17 protein-coding genes, 1 tRNA gene and 1 pseudogene are annotated in these 14791 nt (G+C 69.3%); 7 read left to right on the forward strand and 12 right to left on the reverse strand.

Annotation, left to right across the window (positions count from 1 at the left end):
- The first annotated feature begins 3 nt into the window (after window positions 1-3).
- Genes ACZ522_RS04945 through ACZ522_RS04960 form a run of 4 tightly spaced genes read left to right on the forward strand, consistent with a single transcriptional unit; the run spans window position 4 to window position 3629 of the window.
- On the forward strand, window positions 4-2256 hold the full coding sequence (locus ACZ522_RS04945; RefSeq protein ID WP_379694483.1) for an ATP-binding protein: 2253 nt from the start codon (window positions 4-6) through the stop codon (window positions 2254-2256).
- Between the two features lie 58 nt (window positions 2257-2314).
- On the forward strand, window positions 2315-2503 hold the full coding sequence (locus tag ACZ522_RS04950; RefSeq protein WP_379694481.1) for a CbtB domain-containing protein: 189 nt from the start codon (window positions 2315-2317) through the stop codon (window positions 2501-2503).
- A gap of 2 nt (window positions 2504-2505) precedes the next feature.
- Window positions 2506-3270 (forward strand): CbtA family protein, encoded by a 765-nt coding sequence (locus ACZ522_RS04955; RefSeq protein ID WP_379694478.1) that lies wholly within the window; start codon window positions 2506-2508, stop codon window positions 3268-3270.
- A complete protein-coding gene (locus tag ACZ522_RS04960; protein ID WP_379694476.1) occupies window positions 3270-3629 on the forward strand; it encodes a (2Fe-2S) ferredoxin domain-containing protein in 360 nt (119 codons plus the stop codon). Before ACZ522_RS04955 ends, ACZ522_RS04960 begins: the two co-directional genes overlap by 1 nt.
- A gap of 97 nt (window positions 3630-3726) precedes the next feature.
- Here ACZ522_RS04960 and ACZ522_RS04965 read toward each other — a convergent pair whose 3' ends face one another.
- Genes ACZ522_RS04965 through cbiT form a run of 11 tightly spaced genes read right to left on the reverse strand, consistent with a single transcriptional unit; the run spans window position 3727 to window position 12752 of the window.
- Entirely contained in the window at window positions 3727-4962 is a 1236-nt protein-coding gene (locus ACZ522_RS04965) for an outer membrane protein assembly factor BamB family protein (protein ID WP_379694474.1), read from the reverse strand.
- Complete coding sequence (locus ACZ522_RS04970) at window positions 4955-5326, reverse strand: DUF3209 family protein (RefSeq protein WP_379694472.1); 372 nt, start codon at window positions 5324-5326, stop codon at window positions 4955-4957. Before ACZ522_RS04970 ends, ACZ522_RS04965 begins: the two co-directional genes overlap by 8 nt.
- Window positions 5327-5331: 5 nt before the next feature.
- On the reverse strand, window positions 5332-6558 hold the full coding sequence (locus ACZ522_RS04975) for a CbiX/SirB N-terminal domain-containing protein (RefSeq protein ID WP_379694470.1): 1227 nt from the start codon (window positions 6556-6558) through the stop codon (window positions 5332-5334).
- Window positions 6555-7271: a cobalamin biosynthesis protein gene (locus ACZ522_RS04980; protein ID WP_379694468.1), complete on the reverse strand. Its 717-nt coding sequence runs from the start codon at window positions 7269-7271 to the stop codon at window positions 6555-6557. The genes ACZ522_RS04975 and ACZ522_RS04980 overlap by 4 nt, the downstream gene beginning before the upstream one ends.
- Entirely contained in the window at window positions 7264-7536 is a 273-nt protein-coding gene (locus ACZ522_RS04985; protein ID WP_379694465.1) for a ferredoxin, read from the reverse strand. Before ACZ522_RS04985 ends, ACZ522_RS04980 begins: the two co-directional genes overlap by 8 nt.
- Window positions 7526-8506, reverse strand: coding sequence for a precorrin-3B C(17)-methyltransferase (gene cobJ, locus ACZ522_RS04990; RefSeq protein WP_379694463.1), 981 nt, complete (start codon window positions 8504-8506; stop codon window positions 7526-7528). Before cobJ ends, ACZ522_RS04985 begins: the two co-directional genes overlap by 11 nt.
- A 2-nt stretch (window positions 8507-8508) precedes the next feature.
- Window positions 8509-9426, reverse strand: a complete 918-nt coding sequence (locus tag ACZ522_RS04995) for a precorrin-3B C(17)-methyltransferase (RefSeq protein WP_379694460.1) — start codon at window positions 9424-9426, stop codon at window positions 8509-8511.
- A gap of 1 nt (window position 9427) precedes the next feature.
- Complete coding sequence (gene cbiG / locus ACZ522_RS05000; RefSeq protein ID WP_379694458.1) at window positions 9428-10408, reverse strand: cobalt-precorrin 5A hydrolase; 981 nt, start codon at window positions 10406-10408, stop codon at window positions 9428-9430.
- Window positions 10409-10417: 9 nt separating this feature from the next.
- Window positions 10418-11284, reverse strand: a complete 867-nt coding sequence (locus ACZ522_RS05005) for a cobalt-precorrin-4/precorrin-4 C(11)-methyltransferase (RefSeq protein WP_379694455.1) — start codon at window positions 11282-11284, stop codon at window positions 10418-10420.
- Window positions 11281-12141, reverse strand: a complete 861-nt coding sequence (locus ACZ522_RS05010; protein ID WP_379694453.1) for a cobalt-factor II C(20)-methyltransferase — start codon at window positions 12139-12141, stop codon at window positions 11281-11283. The genes ACZ522_RS05005 and ACZ522_RS05010 overlap by 4 nt, the downstream gene beginning before the upstream one ends.
- On the reverse strand, window positions 12138-12752 hold the full coding sequence (gene cbiT / locus ACZ522_RS05015; protein WP_379694450.1) for a precorrin-6Y C5,15-methyltransferase (decarboxylating) subunit CbiT: 615 nt from the start codon (window positions 12750-12752) through the stop codon (window positions 12138-12140). The genes ACZ522_RS05010 and cbiT overlap by 4 nt, the downstream gene beginning before the upstream one ends.
- A gap of 147 nt (window positions 12753-12899) precedes the next feature.
- On the opposite strand from cbiT, the gene ACZ522_RS05020 reads away from it, so the two are divergent.
- The 3 genes and pseudogenes from ACZ522_RS05020 to ACZ522_RS05030 all read left to right on the forward strand — a co-directional run.
- Window positions 12900-13715: a DUF7839 domain-containing protein gene (locus ACZ522_RS05020; protein ID WP_379694447.1), complete on the forward strand. Its 816-nt coding sequence runs from the start codon at window positions 12900-12902 to the stop codon at window positions 13713-13715.
- 102 nt (window positions 13716-13817) lie between these two features.
- Window positions 13818-14231 carry a dCTP deaminase/dUTPase family protein gene (locus tag ACZ522_RS05025; protein ID WP_379694444.1) on the forward strand — a complete coding sequence of 138 codons (414 nt, stop codon included), beginning with the start codon at window positions 13818-13820 and terminating at the stop codon, window positions 14229-14231.
- 10 nt (window positions 14232-14241) lie between these two features.
- A pseudogene (locus tag ACZ522_RS05030) lies at window positions 14242-14477 on the forward strand (AAA family ATPase); the annotation flags it as partial.
- 210 nt (window positions 14478-14687) lie between these two features.
- On the opposite strand, the gene ACZ522_RS05035 reads toward ACZ522_RS05030, so the two are convergent.
- Window positions 14688-14762: transfer RNA gene (locus ACZ522_RS05035), tRNA-Glu, on the reverse strand.
- Window positions 14763-14791: the final 29 nt, after the last annotated feature.

A 14791-nucleotide genomic window follows, 5' to 3' on the forward strand; every position in this document is an offset into this window, starting at 1 on the left:
ACCATGGTTGATTTCGGCAGAGCCAAAAAAGCTTCGTACGACCGGGGTACGTCGCTCTCTTTCTCGGAAATCGTCGGTCAGGAGGAACTCAAGAGCGCTTTACTAACCGTCGCGGCGAACGAAGAGTTGGACGGGCTGCTGATACGCGGCGAGAAGGGGACGGCGAAATCCACCGCGGTCCGGGCGCTGACGGACCTCCTCCCGAGACAGGAGGTCGTCGAGGGCTGCCCCTACGGCTGTCCGCCGAACGCCCCGGCGGAGCAGTGCACGGACTGTCGCGACCGGTCGGACCCGCCGACGACCGAGCGGCCGGTACCGCTCGTGACGCTGCCGTTGGGGGCGACGCGCGAACGGGTAGTGGGGACGCTCTCCGTCGCGGACGCCTTGGCCGGGGACCGCGAGTTCGACCCCGGACTGCTCGCCCGCGCGAACCGCGGCATCCTCTACGTGGACGAGGTGAACCTCCTCGACGACCACCTCGTGGACGTGCTGCTCGACGCGGCGGCGAGCGGGGTCAACACGGTCGAACGCGACGGCGTGAGCGTCTCCCACCCGGCCGAGTTCACGCTCGTCGGGACGATGAACCCCGAGGAGGGAGAGCTCAGACCGCAGTTGCGCGACCGCTTCGCGCTCCAAGCGACGGTCACGGCCTGCGAGGACCTCGACCGGCGGGTGAGCATCATCGACCGGGCGATGGGTCGGACGGGCGCCGACGGACAACGTCCGTCGAGCCGCCGAGGGAACCTCGGCGACGTAGTCGAGCAGAGCTCGACTGCCCATCGGACACAGTCCGATGACGCCGACGCGACCGAGGCGTCGGACGACGGACGCGACGACGAGGCCCTCCGAAGCCGACTGCGACGGGCCCGAGAACGGCTCCCCGAGGTCGTACTTCCGACGGAGTTCGCCAGAGACATCGCGGAACTCTGCCGGGACTCGGGCGTCGAGGGACACCGCGGGGACATCGCCGCGGCGCGCGCCGCCACGACGTTCGCCGCCCTCGACGGGCGCTCGAAGGTGGTCGAGTCCGACGTTCGGCGGGCGGCGGAGCTCGCTCTCCCCCACCGGCTTCGGTCGCGCCCGTTCGAGGACGCCCCCGACCCCGACGAACTCATCGACGACCACTTCGACGGCGGAGGCGATGACGGCCGGGAGGGCGCGGAGGACGGAGAGGACGGGGAGGAGCGTAACGAAGGGGACCGCTCCGACCCCGACGAGGTGTCCTCCGACGGGCCGAACGACGCCGGCGGGACGGACGATTCCGGCCGGACGACGCCCGACCCGTCCGAACCGGACGGCGGGAGCGACGCCGACAGCAGAGGCGATGAGTCCGACGGCGAAGGCGACGAGTCCGACGGCGGGAGTGGCGGCGCGGACGGCGGAGCCGAAGCGCGGACCGGCGACGGCGACCGTGAGTCGGGCGAGAGCGACGAGCGGACGGAGGGAACACCGATGGTGCCGGGGCAGTCCCGCGCCGGCGTCGGGGAGTCGGCCGCCCCCGAACTGTCCGCGCCGGAGGCCGTCGAGCGGGGGAGAGCGGGGAGCGGAACCCGGTCGCGGACGCGGCCGCACGCGGACGACGACGGGGCCCGCGTGCGGAGTAAGCGCGCGGACTCGAACCGGCGCATCGACGCCGCGGCGTCGGTTCGCGCGGCGACCGCCCGCGGGGCGTCGTCCGTCGAGTCGCGCGACCTGCGCCAGTCCGTCTCTCGGAGCGACGCCTCCGCGCTCGTGCTGTTTGTCGTCGATGCCAGCGCCTCGATGCTGCCCGCGATGCGCGCGGCGAAGGGCACCGTGCTCGAACTCCTGAAGGACGCGTACCGACAGCGCGACGAAGTCGCGTTCGTCGCCTTCGCCGGCGACGAGGCGAGCGTCCTCCTCCCGCCGACGGACAGCGTCACCCTCGCCGCTCGCCACCTGAAGGACCTGCCGACCGGCGACCGGACGCCGCTGCCCGCCGGACTCCGGACCGCCGGCGACGTCCTCGAACGGGCCGACCCGGCCGCCGGCGTCGTCGTCCTCGTCACCGACGGGCGGGCGAACGTCGCGGACGGCAGTCCGGTCCGGGAGACGCGCGAGGCCGCGCGCCGGTTGACCGAGTTCGGCGCTCACGTGGTCGTCGTGGACGCGGGCGACGACGAGAGGACCGGACTGACGGGAGTGATAGCGGACGAGACGGACGGCGAGCGCGTCCCGCTCTCCTCGCTCTCCGCCGGACGGATAGACGCCGCCGTCGGCGCCGCCCACGAAAGTTAGGTTTCGCCCACTCGGAAGATTTACAAGTTCACTTGTTATTGTGCAACTGTGGTTTAGAATGGCGGCTGCCAACAACACCGTTCACGGTCGTATCGAACAGGCTCGAATGGAACTGACGCCGACGCAGATGGCCGTCGGACTCGCTCTCGTCGCCGCGCTCGGCTTCGCACTGCTGTTCGTGCAGGAGCCGATGGTGCACGATTCGATGCACAACTTCCGGCACGCGGCGGGCGTCACCTGCCACTGAGTATGCTCTTTACCTACGTAAAGCGGGGCGTGAAGGCGGGCATCGTCGCCGGACTGGTGTTCGGCCTGCTCGTCGCCCTCGTCGGCAACCCGTTCATCGCGCTCGCCGACGAGTTCGGCGGCGACGGTCACCACGCGGGGGGCCACCACCACGAGGCGGGCGACGCGCACCACGACAGCGCCGTTTCGACGGCGGTCACGAACGGAGTGAGCGTCGTCTCCGGCGTCCTGTGGGGCGTCCTCCTCGGCGGGGTGGTCTTCGGCGTCGCCTACTACCTCCTCGAACCCGCGATACCGGGAACCGGCGGAACGAAGAGCTACCTCGTGGCCGCGGCGGGCTTCGTCACCGTCTCGGGCGCGCCGTGGCTCGTGCTCCCGCCGCAGGTCGGAGGAGAGCAGGCGCTCCCGACGGACACCCGCATCCTCCTCTACGGGGGGATGATGGTCGCCGGCGGGCTCGTCTGCCTGCTCTCGGGGTTCGCGTACGACCGTCTCCGAGGCGCGCACGGACGAGTCACCGCCGCCATCGCCGCGGTGCTTCCCTTCGCTCTGCTCGCGGTTCCGGTCGCGCTCGCGCCGGCGAACCCCGCAGAGAGTCCGCTTCCCGCCGAGTTGGCGACGGGGCTGACCGGGATGGTCGTGTTCGGACAGGCGGTGCTCTGGCTGGTCCTCGCGGGGACGCACGCCCGCCTCCGTCTCCGCTCGGCGGACGGTCGGACGGCCGAGGGCGCGACGCCGCGGACGGACGCGACGGTCGGGGCGGACTGATGAGGCGTCGAACCGCGGACGTCGCCGAGAGGGGGTTCTCCGACCACGTGCTCGTCTGTACGAACGCGCGGGACTCGGAGTACGCCTGCTGTGCGGACGCGCGCGGCGCGGCGGTGTACGACGCGGTGACGTCGTGGCTTCGCGACCGAGGCGTCTTCTGGTCGCGCGTCCACGTCGCCGAGACGAGCTGTCTCGGACTGTGTAGCGCCGAGGGCACCGCGGTGGCCATCCACCCTCGCGGCCGGTGGTACTCGGACGTGACTCCGGAGGAGGTACCGGACCTGCTCGAAGGCGAGTTCGGCCCGGAGGCGACGGAGTTAGGTGACGGCCGAGGCGACGAGGTTCCGGCGGACGAGTAGCGCCGCGCGCGTTCTGCCGCCGTCCGAGGAACGTCGAGGCCCCACAGAAGAACTGTTCTCTCAGTGTTCGGCGAGTAATCGACTACGCTGCCGCTGCCTACCGTCGGCCTTCGGTTCCGAGCAGCAACCGGTACGTGCCGCGTTCCTCGCCGTCGTCGTGATAGACGACGGGTTCCTCCACGGCGGCGAACGCCTCGCCGTCGAGTGCGACCGCCGTGACGACGCCGTCGGTTTCGAGGCTCGCCCCGTGGCCGACCCCGACGCCGAACAGTCGCAGGCCGTGGACGTCGGCGTCGCGCGTCCGGAAGTGCTGCGCCCCGGGAACGGCCACGCGTCCTCCCTCGGTGCCAAGTTCGCCGGCGAACCCGCCGACGGAGGCCGTCCACGCGCGTTCGCCGTCGGGGGTGTAGCCGAAGGCGGTGTGTTCGCGCGGATGCAGCGACTCGGTCTCGCGACCGTCGGTCGAGTACGTGTTCCCCGTGACGAACACCGCGCCGTCGGCCGTCGCGTGCGCGTGATTCGGATACGCGTACAGCGTTTCGTCGCCGACGGACGTCGGGGGCGCTAGATCGACGCGCCACTCCTCGGACCCCCCTCGGCCGAGGCGGTACCCGCGGTAGTCGCCGTGACTGGCGACGACGGCGCCGTCGCCGACGAGGGAGACGTCGCCGACGCGTCGCTGACCGTCGGTGCCGGGGTCCCACTCCCACCGTACCGCGCCCGTCTCCGCGTTGAGGACGACGAGGCCGTACTGGTGAGTCCCCGGACAGCGGTTGTACGCGACCCCGAGGCGGCGACCGTCGGCGTCGATGCTGATCGGGGAGGCGTCGGTCTCGTGCGTCCAAATCGGCTCTCCTCCCTCGTCGAAGGCGTAGACCGCGCTGGAGAACGACCGGTGGTCGCCGTCGCGTTCGTAGCGGCGGGAGGCGACGTACAGTCGGTCGCCGTCGGACGCGGTATCGACGACGAACGGGAGGAAGAACCGGGACGCTCTCTGCGGAGTTCCCACGTCCGCCGCCGTGTCGTACGCCCAGCGGAGTTCGCCGCCGTCGGCGTCGTAGAGCCGGACGGTCCCCTCGGGGCCGCGTTCGCCGACCGCGACGCCGTCGCCGAACGACGCCGCCGACACGACGGACGCGCTCTCGCTCCACGTTTCGGCGCTCCAACGCTCGTCGAGCGTGGACCGGTCGTGCGCGAGGACGTCGCCGGCGGCCGTCCCGGTGACGACGAGTTCGCCGACCAGTTCGACCGCCGACCGGCGGCCGGCGTGGCGTGACCGGGCCGGCGTCACCTCGCCGAGTTCGACCGCACGCGGTTCTCCCGCGTCACTCATCGACGGGGAACGTCTCGTGGAGGACGTCGTGCGCCTCGCCCAGTCCGCCGAGGACGCTCTCGCCGTGGTCGGTCAGCCTGTGAACGGCGCGTTCGGCGTCTCGAACGGCCACCAGCCGTCCGCGGAGGTAGTCGTACTCCGGGTCGTCCGCGTCCGTCGCGGCTATCTCCTCTTCGAGGTCCACCAGCGCCGCGTCGAGGTGGCGCTGGACCTCCGAGAGCGTCGCGGCGTTCGCCAAGGCCTCGACGGGTCCGTCGAGGTGCCCGTCGAGTTCCGTTTTGGCGTGTTCGCGTACGCTCCGGTCTTCGGTTCCGAGCACGTTCATCAGTCCGAGTCGTAGCGCTTCGATTTCGTAGCAGCTCATTGTTGTTACAGCGTCTGATCGACGATGTCCGAGACGATGCGGTCCCCATCGAGGTGGGACGAGACGATTCGCTCCGCGTCACTCGCGTCTACGCCGCCGTACCAGACGCCATCCGGATAGACGGCGACCACGGGGCCGTCGCCGCAGCGACCGAGACAGGACGAACGGGTGATGCGGGCGTCGCAGGCGTCGGAGTCGCGCGCCTTCTGGCGCAACCGTTCGAGCACGGCCGGCGACCCGTCGGCGGCGCAGGTCTGGTTCGTACACACCGCGACGTGTTTCTCCGGGGCGTCGTGGGCGTGCGGCTCCTCGTCCACGTCGTCGCGGTCCGCGTGCGACTCCCGGTGCGTCAGCGCCCGCAGCATCGCACGCGCGCCGCCGACGTCCTCCTCGTAGCCGTCGAGTTCGACCTTGTACTTGCAGGTGTCGCAGGACATGTCCACGCTGTCCGTGCGCGCCTCCTGCCAACGGTCGCCGAGGACGTCCAACAGGCGCGTGTCGGTTCCGAGCGGGTCGCCGGCCGCGACGTCCACGTACGGGTACGCGCCGTCGAACTCGTCGGCACCGTCGCGGATGCGCCCGGTGAGCATGCCGTCGCCCAGCATGTACGGGAGCACGACGACGGCGTCCGGGCGGTGCTTGGCCACCGCGTGCAGCGTCTCGTCGAGGCGGGGTTCGGTGACGCCGACGAACGACGTCTCGACGCGGTCGAACGCCCGCCCCTCGTACAGCAACCGAGCGAGTTTGTGCGCGTCGCCGTTCGCATCTGGGTCGCTGGACCCGCGAGCGCAGAGCACGACGGCGACGTCGTCCTCCTCGCGGTTCGCGCCCAACTCCGCTTCCACGGCCGCGGCCCGGTCGTCGAGGATATCGACGAGCGCGGGGTGGACGCCGAGGTGCGCGCCGGCGCGTATCGCGAGTTCGGGGTGGTCCGAGCGGGCCTCCCGAACCGCCAGCGGAACGTCGTTTTTCACGTGACTCGCCGCGAACAGCGAGAGTTGGACGACGGTCACCCGCGACACGCTCGCCGCGAGGCCCGCGATGGCGTCCGGTATCGCGGGCTTCGCCAGTTCGAGAAAGCCGGCGTCCACCGGGACGCCCAGTCGGCCCTCCAACTCGGCGGCGAGCGTGCGAACCTGCTCGTTGGACTTCTCCCGGCGGGACCCGTGGCCGACCAACAGCACGGCTTCGTCGTCCAGTCCGACCGGGGTCGCGTTCGCGTTCGCGGTCATCGGGAGAGCGCTCCCACCTCGCTTCCGGTCGCGCGTTCGACGCTCCGGCGGAGCTTCTGCCGTCTCTCCGCCGAGTACAGTCCCGTCTCGTCGCTGCCGGCGTACGCCCACTCCGCGAACGCCGCGGCGTCGGCGTCGTCGGCCAGTCCGAACCAGTGGCCGCCCGAGGACGTCTCCGAGAGGTCGTCGGTCGGAACGCGCGGTTCGGCGGCGTCGAGGAGCGACCGAACGGTCCGAAGCAGGGCCTCGTCGTCGTGGACGAACGACACCCCGACCGACCCCGAGGACTCGCGGAAGCAGACGGTGCCGCAGGCTTCGAGCAGTCCCCGGACGAGCTGCGCGTGGTGCTCGGAGAACGCGTCGAACCGGTACCCGCCCGGTTGCCCGTCGATGGGCAGGCCGAGGGCGGCGCCGGCGCGTTCGGCCGGCGCGCCGAACACCTGCAGCTCGTACTCGTCCTCGAAGCGGACGACGGAGGCGTCGTGCGCGGACTCGCGGGCGGCCACCCGGTGCTCGTGGTCGGTTCGGTCCGCGCCGGCGATAGCCGCCAACGCGTCGGCCGACGTCTCGTCTTCGGTTCGCACGGTCACGCAGTCCCGCGTCAACTCCCCGTCGCCGACCACGCGCCCCCAGAAGTACGCCGTCTCCGCCGTCGCCGAGAGCAGGTCCGCGACCGGTTCCGGCGTCGGCGATTCGGGGCCCGAGTCACTCATCGTCCACCTCGGCCACCTCGGCCACGTCGATGGCGTCCACGGGACAGGCGCGGGCGGCCTGTTGGGCGTCCGCCAGTCGGTCGTCCGCGAACGCCACGACCACCTCGTCGCCGTCGCCGTCTCCGTCCCCGTCGGCGTCTCGCTCCGCTCCCGCTATCGTCGCCAGCCCGTCCGACGCCTCGGCGAATCGGCCGTCTCGCACGAGGCAGGCGAAGACGCCCTCGCAGGCGCGCCGGTCGAGGCGGATCCGGTACTCAGTAGTCATACTTGGACTCGTACCCCCGCGGCGTCACCATCCGGTCGTCCCAGACGTACGTCTCCTCGTTGCCGACCAAGAGGGTCGTGGTCATGTCCACGAGGTCTGTCTCGCCGAGTTCCTCCAACTCCCGCAGTTCGACGATTTCGACCCGCTCGTCGTCGCGGCCCGCGCCGTGGACGATTCCCACCGGGGTGTCCGGCGCGCGGTGTTCCAGCAGAATCTCGCAGCACTTCTCGAAGTTCTCCCGGCGCTTGCGGCTCCACGGGTTGTAGATGGCGATGGTGAACCCCTCGCCCGCGACGGCGTGGAGTCGGGACTCGATGGTCGGCATCGGAGTCAGGTGGTCGGAAAGCGAGACGCTGACCGTGTCGTTCACGAGGGGCGCGCCCAACCGCGCGCCGCAGGACTGGGCGGCCGGTACGCCCGGGACCACCTCGAAATCGACCACGCTCGCCGTCGCGCCCTTCGATTCGAGGATCTCCAGCGCCAGTCCGGCCAGCGCGTAGACGTTCGGGTCGCCGCTCCCGACGATGGCGACGTCGTGACCGGCGAGCGCTCGGTCTATCGCCTCCTCCGTGCGGGACACCTCGCCGCACATCGGCGTGTCGTACAGATCCTCGGCCGACTCGGTGACCTCCTCCGGCAGGAGTTCGATGTACGTGGTGTAGCCGACGATGTGGTCCGCCTCCAGCAGTGCGCCGCGGGCGCGTTGCGTCATCCCGTCCGGTTGCCCGGGACCCAACCCGACGGCGACGAGTCGTCCGGGGTCCGCCTCGAAGTCTTCGACGGTCGAACCGACCTTCTCGTCGGTCGCCGCCCTCTTCGATCCGCCGCATCCGGACGCGGACGACCCGGAGGCTCCGCATTTCGAAGTCGACCCGGCGTCGGTCGCGCCGTCGGCCGCGCTCGCGCCGTCGTTCGCTCCGCATTCGCTCTCTGCGCCTGTGCTCCGCTCTGTGGTGTCGTCGGTGCTCATTGTTAGAAGTCGTCGACGTCACGCCCGCCGCGCGGGGTGACGAGGTGCGTTCCGTGGTCGTTCTCCCAGACCGCCGTCTCGTGGTTGCCGACGAGGATGGAGGTGCCCATCCCGCCGACTTCGTCCTCGTGGTCGTTCGCCTCGCCGAGGGTGGTGATGGTGTGCGTCTCGTCGTCCAGATTCCGGCCCGCGTCGCCCCGTCCGGCGTCGTTGAAGATGCCGACCGGTACGTCGTCGGCCCGTTCCTCGCGGATCACGTCGATGGCGCGCTGGTAGTCGCGCCAGCAGTTGTAGAGGACGATGACGAACCCGCTGATAGCGGCCGCGCGCAGTTTCTCCTCGATTTCGTCCCAGCCTCGCCACTTGTCGGACAGCGAGACGGTACAGAAGTCGTTCGAGAGCGGTGCGCCGAGGTTCGCCGCCCCGCCGAGCGCCGCGGTGACGCCGGGGACGACTTCGATGGGAACGTCGTACGCCTCCTCCTCCTCGGCCATCGTGAACAGGAGGTCGCTCTTGCCGTAGACGTTCGGGTCGCCGCCCGAGACGTGGGCCACGTCCTCGCCCGCGCGGACGCGGTCGAACGCCTCGCGGGCCAGCTCTATCTGTCGCCCCATCGTCGAGCGAACGACCGTCTGCCGGGTACCGCCGCGCCGTTCGAAGACGGTTCCGGGGTCGCCGCTCGCAGTCGTCCCGCCGTCGGGTGCCGCGTCCACTTCGGCGCTCTCGGGCGGGAGCGTCCCGTCGCGCCGGAGGAACTCCTGATAGAGGTTCGACGCGACGACGCAGTCGGCGGTGGCGACGACGTCCTTGGCTCGCTGGGTCATCGCGTGGGGCAGGCCGGGGCCGATACCGACGACGTAGAGCGTCCCCATCGCGTCGTCGTCCGGGGTGTCGTTCGCGGCGGCGTCCGTGCCGCTCATGTTACCGCCCCACCGCGACCGTCACGGCGTCGTCGAACCGCTCTTTCTCGCGGGCGAGTTCGTGGTCGCGGCCGCCGGCGATGGCCGACGCCTCGGCGATGCCCGGCCAGCCGATGAGCTCTTTCGACCGGGAGGGCGAGGGGCCCTCGAACTCCTCCAGCGTCGCCTTCTCGAAGAGGACGACGCCAGCGCCGATTTCCCGCGCGGCGTCGTACAGCCCGCCTTCGCCCTCCTTTCGGGTGCCGGTGGCGACGAAGTCCACGTCCGAGAAGTCCGAGCCGAGGTCCGAGAGGGCGGCCTCCCACGCGTCGAGCACCTGCGACTTCTCCACCCCCGAGACGGTTCCGGTCCCGAGGACGACGCCGTCGTCCGCGTTGCGCTTGAGGACGGTCACGTCGTCGCCGACGAGGACCGCTCGGGGTCCGTCGAGGCGGGCCACCGGCCCGAGTTCGTCGTTCAGGACGGCAAGGTTCGTCGCGACCGTCGAGTCGCCGTTGACGACGTGGGCGTCCAGCGCCTTCGCTTTGCTCTCGACGCCCTGTTTGCCCGCGGCTTCGCTCGCGGTGGTCATCGCCGGCACCGCGCCCAACTGCGAGAGGTCGTGGGCGACTTGGTTCGCGCCGTGGTGCCCGCCCGTGATGGGGATGGCCCACGTGAGTTCCTCGTCTACGACCACGATGGCGGGGTCGTCCCACTTGTCGTCGAGGAGGGGCGCGGTTTTGCGCATCGCGATACCCGAGGCCATCAGTCCGACGAAGCAGTCGTACTCGCCCCAGTGTTCGGCGAACACGTCGCCGTGGTACTCGACGACGTCCACCCGCTCGTAGCCGTCGCCGATTCCCTCCCGTATCTCGCGTGCGGTGTCGAGCTTGCGCTCGAAGCTGATTATCGCAATCTCTTCGGCCACCTCTCCATCTGAGTCTGGCGTCGAACAGTGGCCGCCCGATTCGCCCGATTCCGTGTCGTTCGTGTCTGTACTCATGAGTGAGAATCAGTCGTCCGCTTCCGTCTCCGCGGAACCGCGATTCGCCCAGTCCCCGTACAGGTAGGAGCGTTCGTACCCCGCCTTCCGCGCCGCGTCGCCGATGATGACGAGCGCGGAGGCGCGGTACCCCGCCTCCGCCAGTCGCTCGCCGATGGTTCCGATAGTCCCCTCGATGACCTCCTCGTCCGGCCACGACGCGTGATAGACGACGGTGACCGGCGTCTCGGGGTCGCGGCCGTCGTCGAGGAGGCGGTCCATCGTCTCGCCGACCGCGTGGGTTCCGAGGTAGATGCAGGTCGTCACGTCGCCCATCTCGACGAACTCGCCGATGTGGTCGTCCTCGGGGTCGAGCGTCTTCCCCCGCGGACGGGTGAACGCGACGTGGTTGGCCACGCCGTTCAGCGTGAGCTGCGTCCGGAGCGTCGCGCTGGCCGCGAACGCCGAGGTGACGCCCGGCACGACGTACGTCGGGACGCCCTCGTGTTCCAGCGCGTCCATCTGTTCGAGCGCCGCCCCGTAGATGGCCGGGTCGCCGCTGTGGAGGCGGACGACGCTCCGTCCGGCCTCGTAGGCGTCCCGCATCAGCGGTACCAGTTCCTCCAAGTCCTTGCCGACGCTCGACACCCGCTCCGCGTCCGCGCAGTACTCGTCGAGCAGTTCGCCGTTGACCAGCGACCCGGCGTGGACGACGAGGTCGGCCGACTCGACCAACTCCTTGCCGGTGACGGTGAGCAGTCCGGGGTCGCCCGGTCCCGCACCGACAAACGGAACGCCCTCCTGCACCTCGCCGGCGGTTCGCTCGTCGATTCGGGGGTCCCGCTCCGTCGCTCGGGCGTCCGCCGCCGCGTCGATGGCGTCTTGGGGATCGGTCATCGCGACGGACCCTCCGCCGTCTCGTCGCCGCAGGCCTCGCCTTCGGCGATCTCTTCCCGTTCGACGGCAGTCGGCGGCCGACTCGCGGTTCGGCCTCGCTCCAGTTCGGACGCATCTCGCGGTCCGCCGTCCGTCGTCGCCGTCCCCCCGTCCGACCGGCCCTCCCGCGTTCGGTCGTCGAACGTCGCCGTCGCAGGCTCCGAGTCGACGCCGCGTCTCTCCGCGTAGGCCAGCGTGTAGTAGTCGCGTTCGCTCAGGGTCTCGGGGTCGTCCGTCACGACCGTCTCGCCCTGCTCCATGTACAGTCGCCGGCCGTACACCACGTCGTACCCGGCGTCGGTGAGTCGTTCGTGCGTCGTCGGAACGTCGGTCACTTTGAACAGCACCATCCGGTCCGGACCCGTGGGGGCAGCACCGCGGGCGGCCTCGCGAAGCGCGACGCTCGCCCCGGACGCTATCTCGACGCCGAGTGCGGTCGTGAAGGCGGTCACGGCGCTGACGCCGGGAACGACGTCGACGTCGACCGCCGGGTGGAACGCCGAGAGCGTCCGCCGCAGGTGGCCGAACGTGGAGTAGACGTTCGGGTCGCCGAGCGTGACGAACGCGGCGGTCCCGTCGCGCGCGCGCGGTGCAATCTCCGCGGCGGCCTCCTTCCACGCCCGCCGGAGTTCGTCCTCGTCGTGGGTCATCGGGAAGTCGACGTCGCCGATTCGGTCCTCGGGGACGTACTCGGCCGCCACCGATCGAGAGAGGCGTCCGGGCGAGTACACGACGTCCGCCGCTTCAAGCACGCGACGCCCGCGCACCGTCACGAGGTCGGCGTCGCCCGGGCCGAGTCCGACGCCGTAGAGCGTCATCGCCCTCTCCCGTCGGGGCGTCGTGCCGTCTGCGGACCGGAGCGTCGCTCCCTGTCGTCCGCCGCGACGTCGTCCGTCCCCCCGACCAGCATGTACACCGGGTTCTCCGAATCGAAGCCCGTCGCGCCGGCGAGTTCGTAGCCGTGACTCACCTGAAACTGGACGACCTCTTCGAGGAGGTTCCGTTCGCGGAACGCCTCGGCGGCGGCCCCGGCGACTTCGAGCCGCGAGACGTTCATCACGACGCGGCCGACGCCCGTCTCGACCGCGCGGTCGAGAACCGCCTCGTAGTTCCGACTCCCGCCGAGGAACAGAACGTCCGCGTCCTCCGGAAGCCCCTCCGGCGCCTCGGCCTCACGCAGGTCCACGTCCGCGGTCACCTCGTTGGCGGCGAGGTTTTTTCGGGTGGTTTCGATTCGGTTCGGCTTTCGTTCGAGCGCTGTGACCCGCCCGGCGCGTCGCGCCGCCTCGATGGTGACGGCGCCGGTACACGAGCCCACCTCCGCGAAGTGGTCGGTCGGACCGAGGTCGAGCTTGTCCAGAAGGACGGCCCTGACCTCCGGTTTCGTCGGACCCGCCTTCGCGTCGTGCGGAAGCGATACGTTCGCCATCGACGGACACAACTATCGTGGAGCGTAAAACAATTTTGGTTGTTTTAGAGAAAACTAACTTGCTTAATTGGCCGTAGCGAACCCGTCTCCTCAATTCAGGCCGAACTAAGGCAAAATTACTTTAGTTTCCGTCTCTGAGATGGGGCAATGCCGAAGAATGGAGACGACGCCGAGGAGTTCGGCGTTCTCCGGAGCAAACGGAACGCGACCCGGTATCAGATTCTGGTACAGATCGCGAAACGGCAGCCCGCCGTGAACCAAAAGGAGATAGCCGACGCTATCGGAATCACCGCGCAGGCCGTGAGCGACTATCTGCAGGACTTGATCGAACACAAGTACGTCAACAAACACGGCCGCGGCCGCTACGAGGTGACCAAGGAGGGCGTCGATTGGTTGATCTCGCAGACGGACGAACTGCGCCACTTCGTCCAGCACGTCTCCGAGGACGTCATCGGACAGGTCGAAATCGAGACCGCGCTCGCCACGACGGAGATCGAGGAGGGCGAGACCGTCTCGCTGACGATGCGAGACGGGGTCCTGCGCGCCGTGTCCGGCAACACCGGGAGCGCAACCGCGGTTGCGGTGACGGACGCGGGCCCGGGTCAGGACGTGGGGATTACGAACTTCGACGGCGTCGTCGACTACGACCTCGGGACCGTGACGGTGGTCGCGATTCCGAAGGTCCGAGACGGAGGCAGCTCGGCGGTCGCCCCCGAGCGAATCGCGGAGATGGCCGACGAGCACGATATGGTCGCCGTCGCCGGCGTCGAAGCGCTCGCCGCGGCCGAAGTTGCGAACGTCGAACCCGACGTCCGATTCGGGAGCGCCGCCGCCGTTCAGGAGGCGGCCGCGAAGGGACTCAGCGTCCTCTTGTTGGCCGCGACGGACGTGCTCTCGACGCACACGGACAAACTCCGCGAACAGAACGTCAGCTACGAGGTCGTAGACGTCGCCGAAGAGTGAGTTTCGAGGGGGACGAACGACCGTCTAACGTCTTCGAGAGAGCGCAGATTTGCGGGGTCCAGCGGTATCGACGTTTTTGTCGTCGGGGAACCAATTCGGGGTATGAGTGACCTTGTCGACGCGGTCGAGGGTATCGTTCACGAGCCCACACAGGTGCGCGACGACGGCGGGATCGATCTCACAGTGACGGAGATTTACGAGATCCGGAAGCCGGGTCGGGTCGACTTCGGGGGAGGCGAACTCGAACCCGCTGATCGGGAACCGCACCGCCGGATCTGGCGCAACGAAGACGACGACTACCAGTGGTGGCACCTCGATTCGGGAACCTACCTGATCGAGTACAACGAGTCGCTGTCTGGGGCGGCGCTTCTCCAACCGCGGACTGAGGTCGTCGAACGCGGGGGATCCCACCCGACGCTTCGGATCGAGGAACTACCCGTTACTCCCCTGACCGTCGGCGGGGAGGGACTCCGACTCAAGGAGAACGCGCGGATATCGGCGCTCCTGCCCCTATAGGGGGGAACAGCTGCAGGCCATGTTCGATCACTCGGCTGCGACGCTCGTTCTCGTCGGGTCGTCGATCAGTATGATGGAAGAGGCCGCGCTGCTCGGAAACAGCCCGCTGTACGGACGTTCGTCGCTCAAGCTCGACATTCGACAGCTCCCGTTCGACGCCGCGATGGAGTTCTTCGACGACGGCTATACCGCGGATGAACGAGTTCTCACATGGGGGTGTTCGGCGGCGTCCCGTACTACTTAGAAGGATACTAATTGCAGTACAGCAGCGACCCTAGTTTTCCGTCGAATCGTATTGTGCTGACGCATCAGATGTACCTCTGGTTAGTCAGCGGTAGCAAATCGCGCGACGAGAAAGGGAAAGGAGTGCTCCGTCAGGGATTCGAACTCGCTCGCAGCGGAGCTGCTCGCTGCTCGAATCCCTTCCGTGCGCCTTTCTTCACTACGTTCAGAAAATGCTCCGTCAGGGATTCGAACCCTGGTCCTTGCCGTGAGAGGGCAAGATGATTGGCCGGACTACACCAACGGAGCGTCTTGCACTTCTGGATATTGGTGGGATG

The sequence above is a fragment of the Halopelagius fulvigenes genome (genome assembly GCF_055398025.1).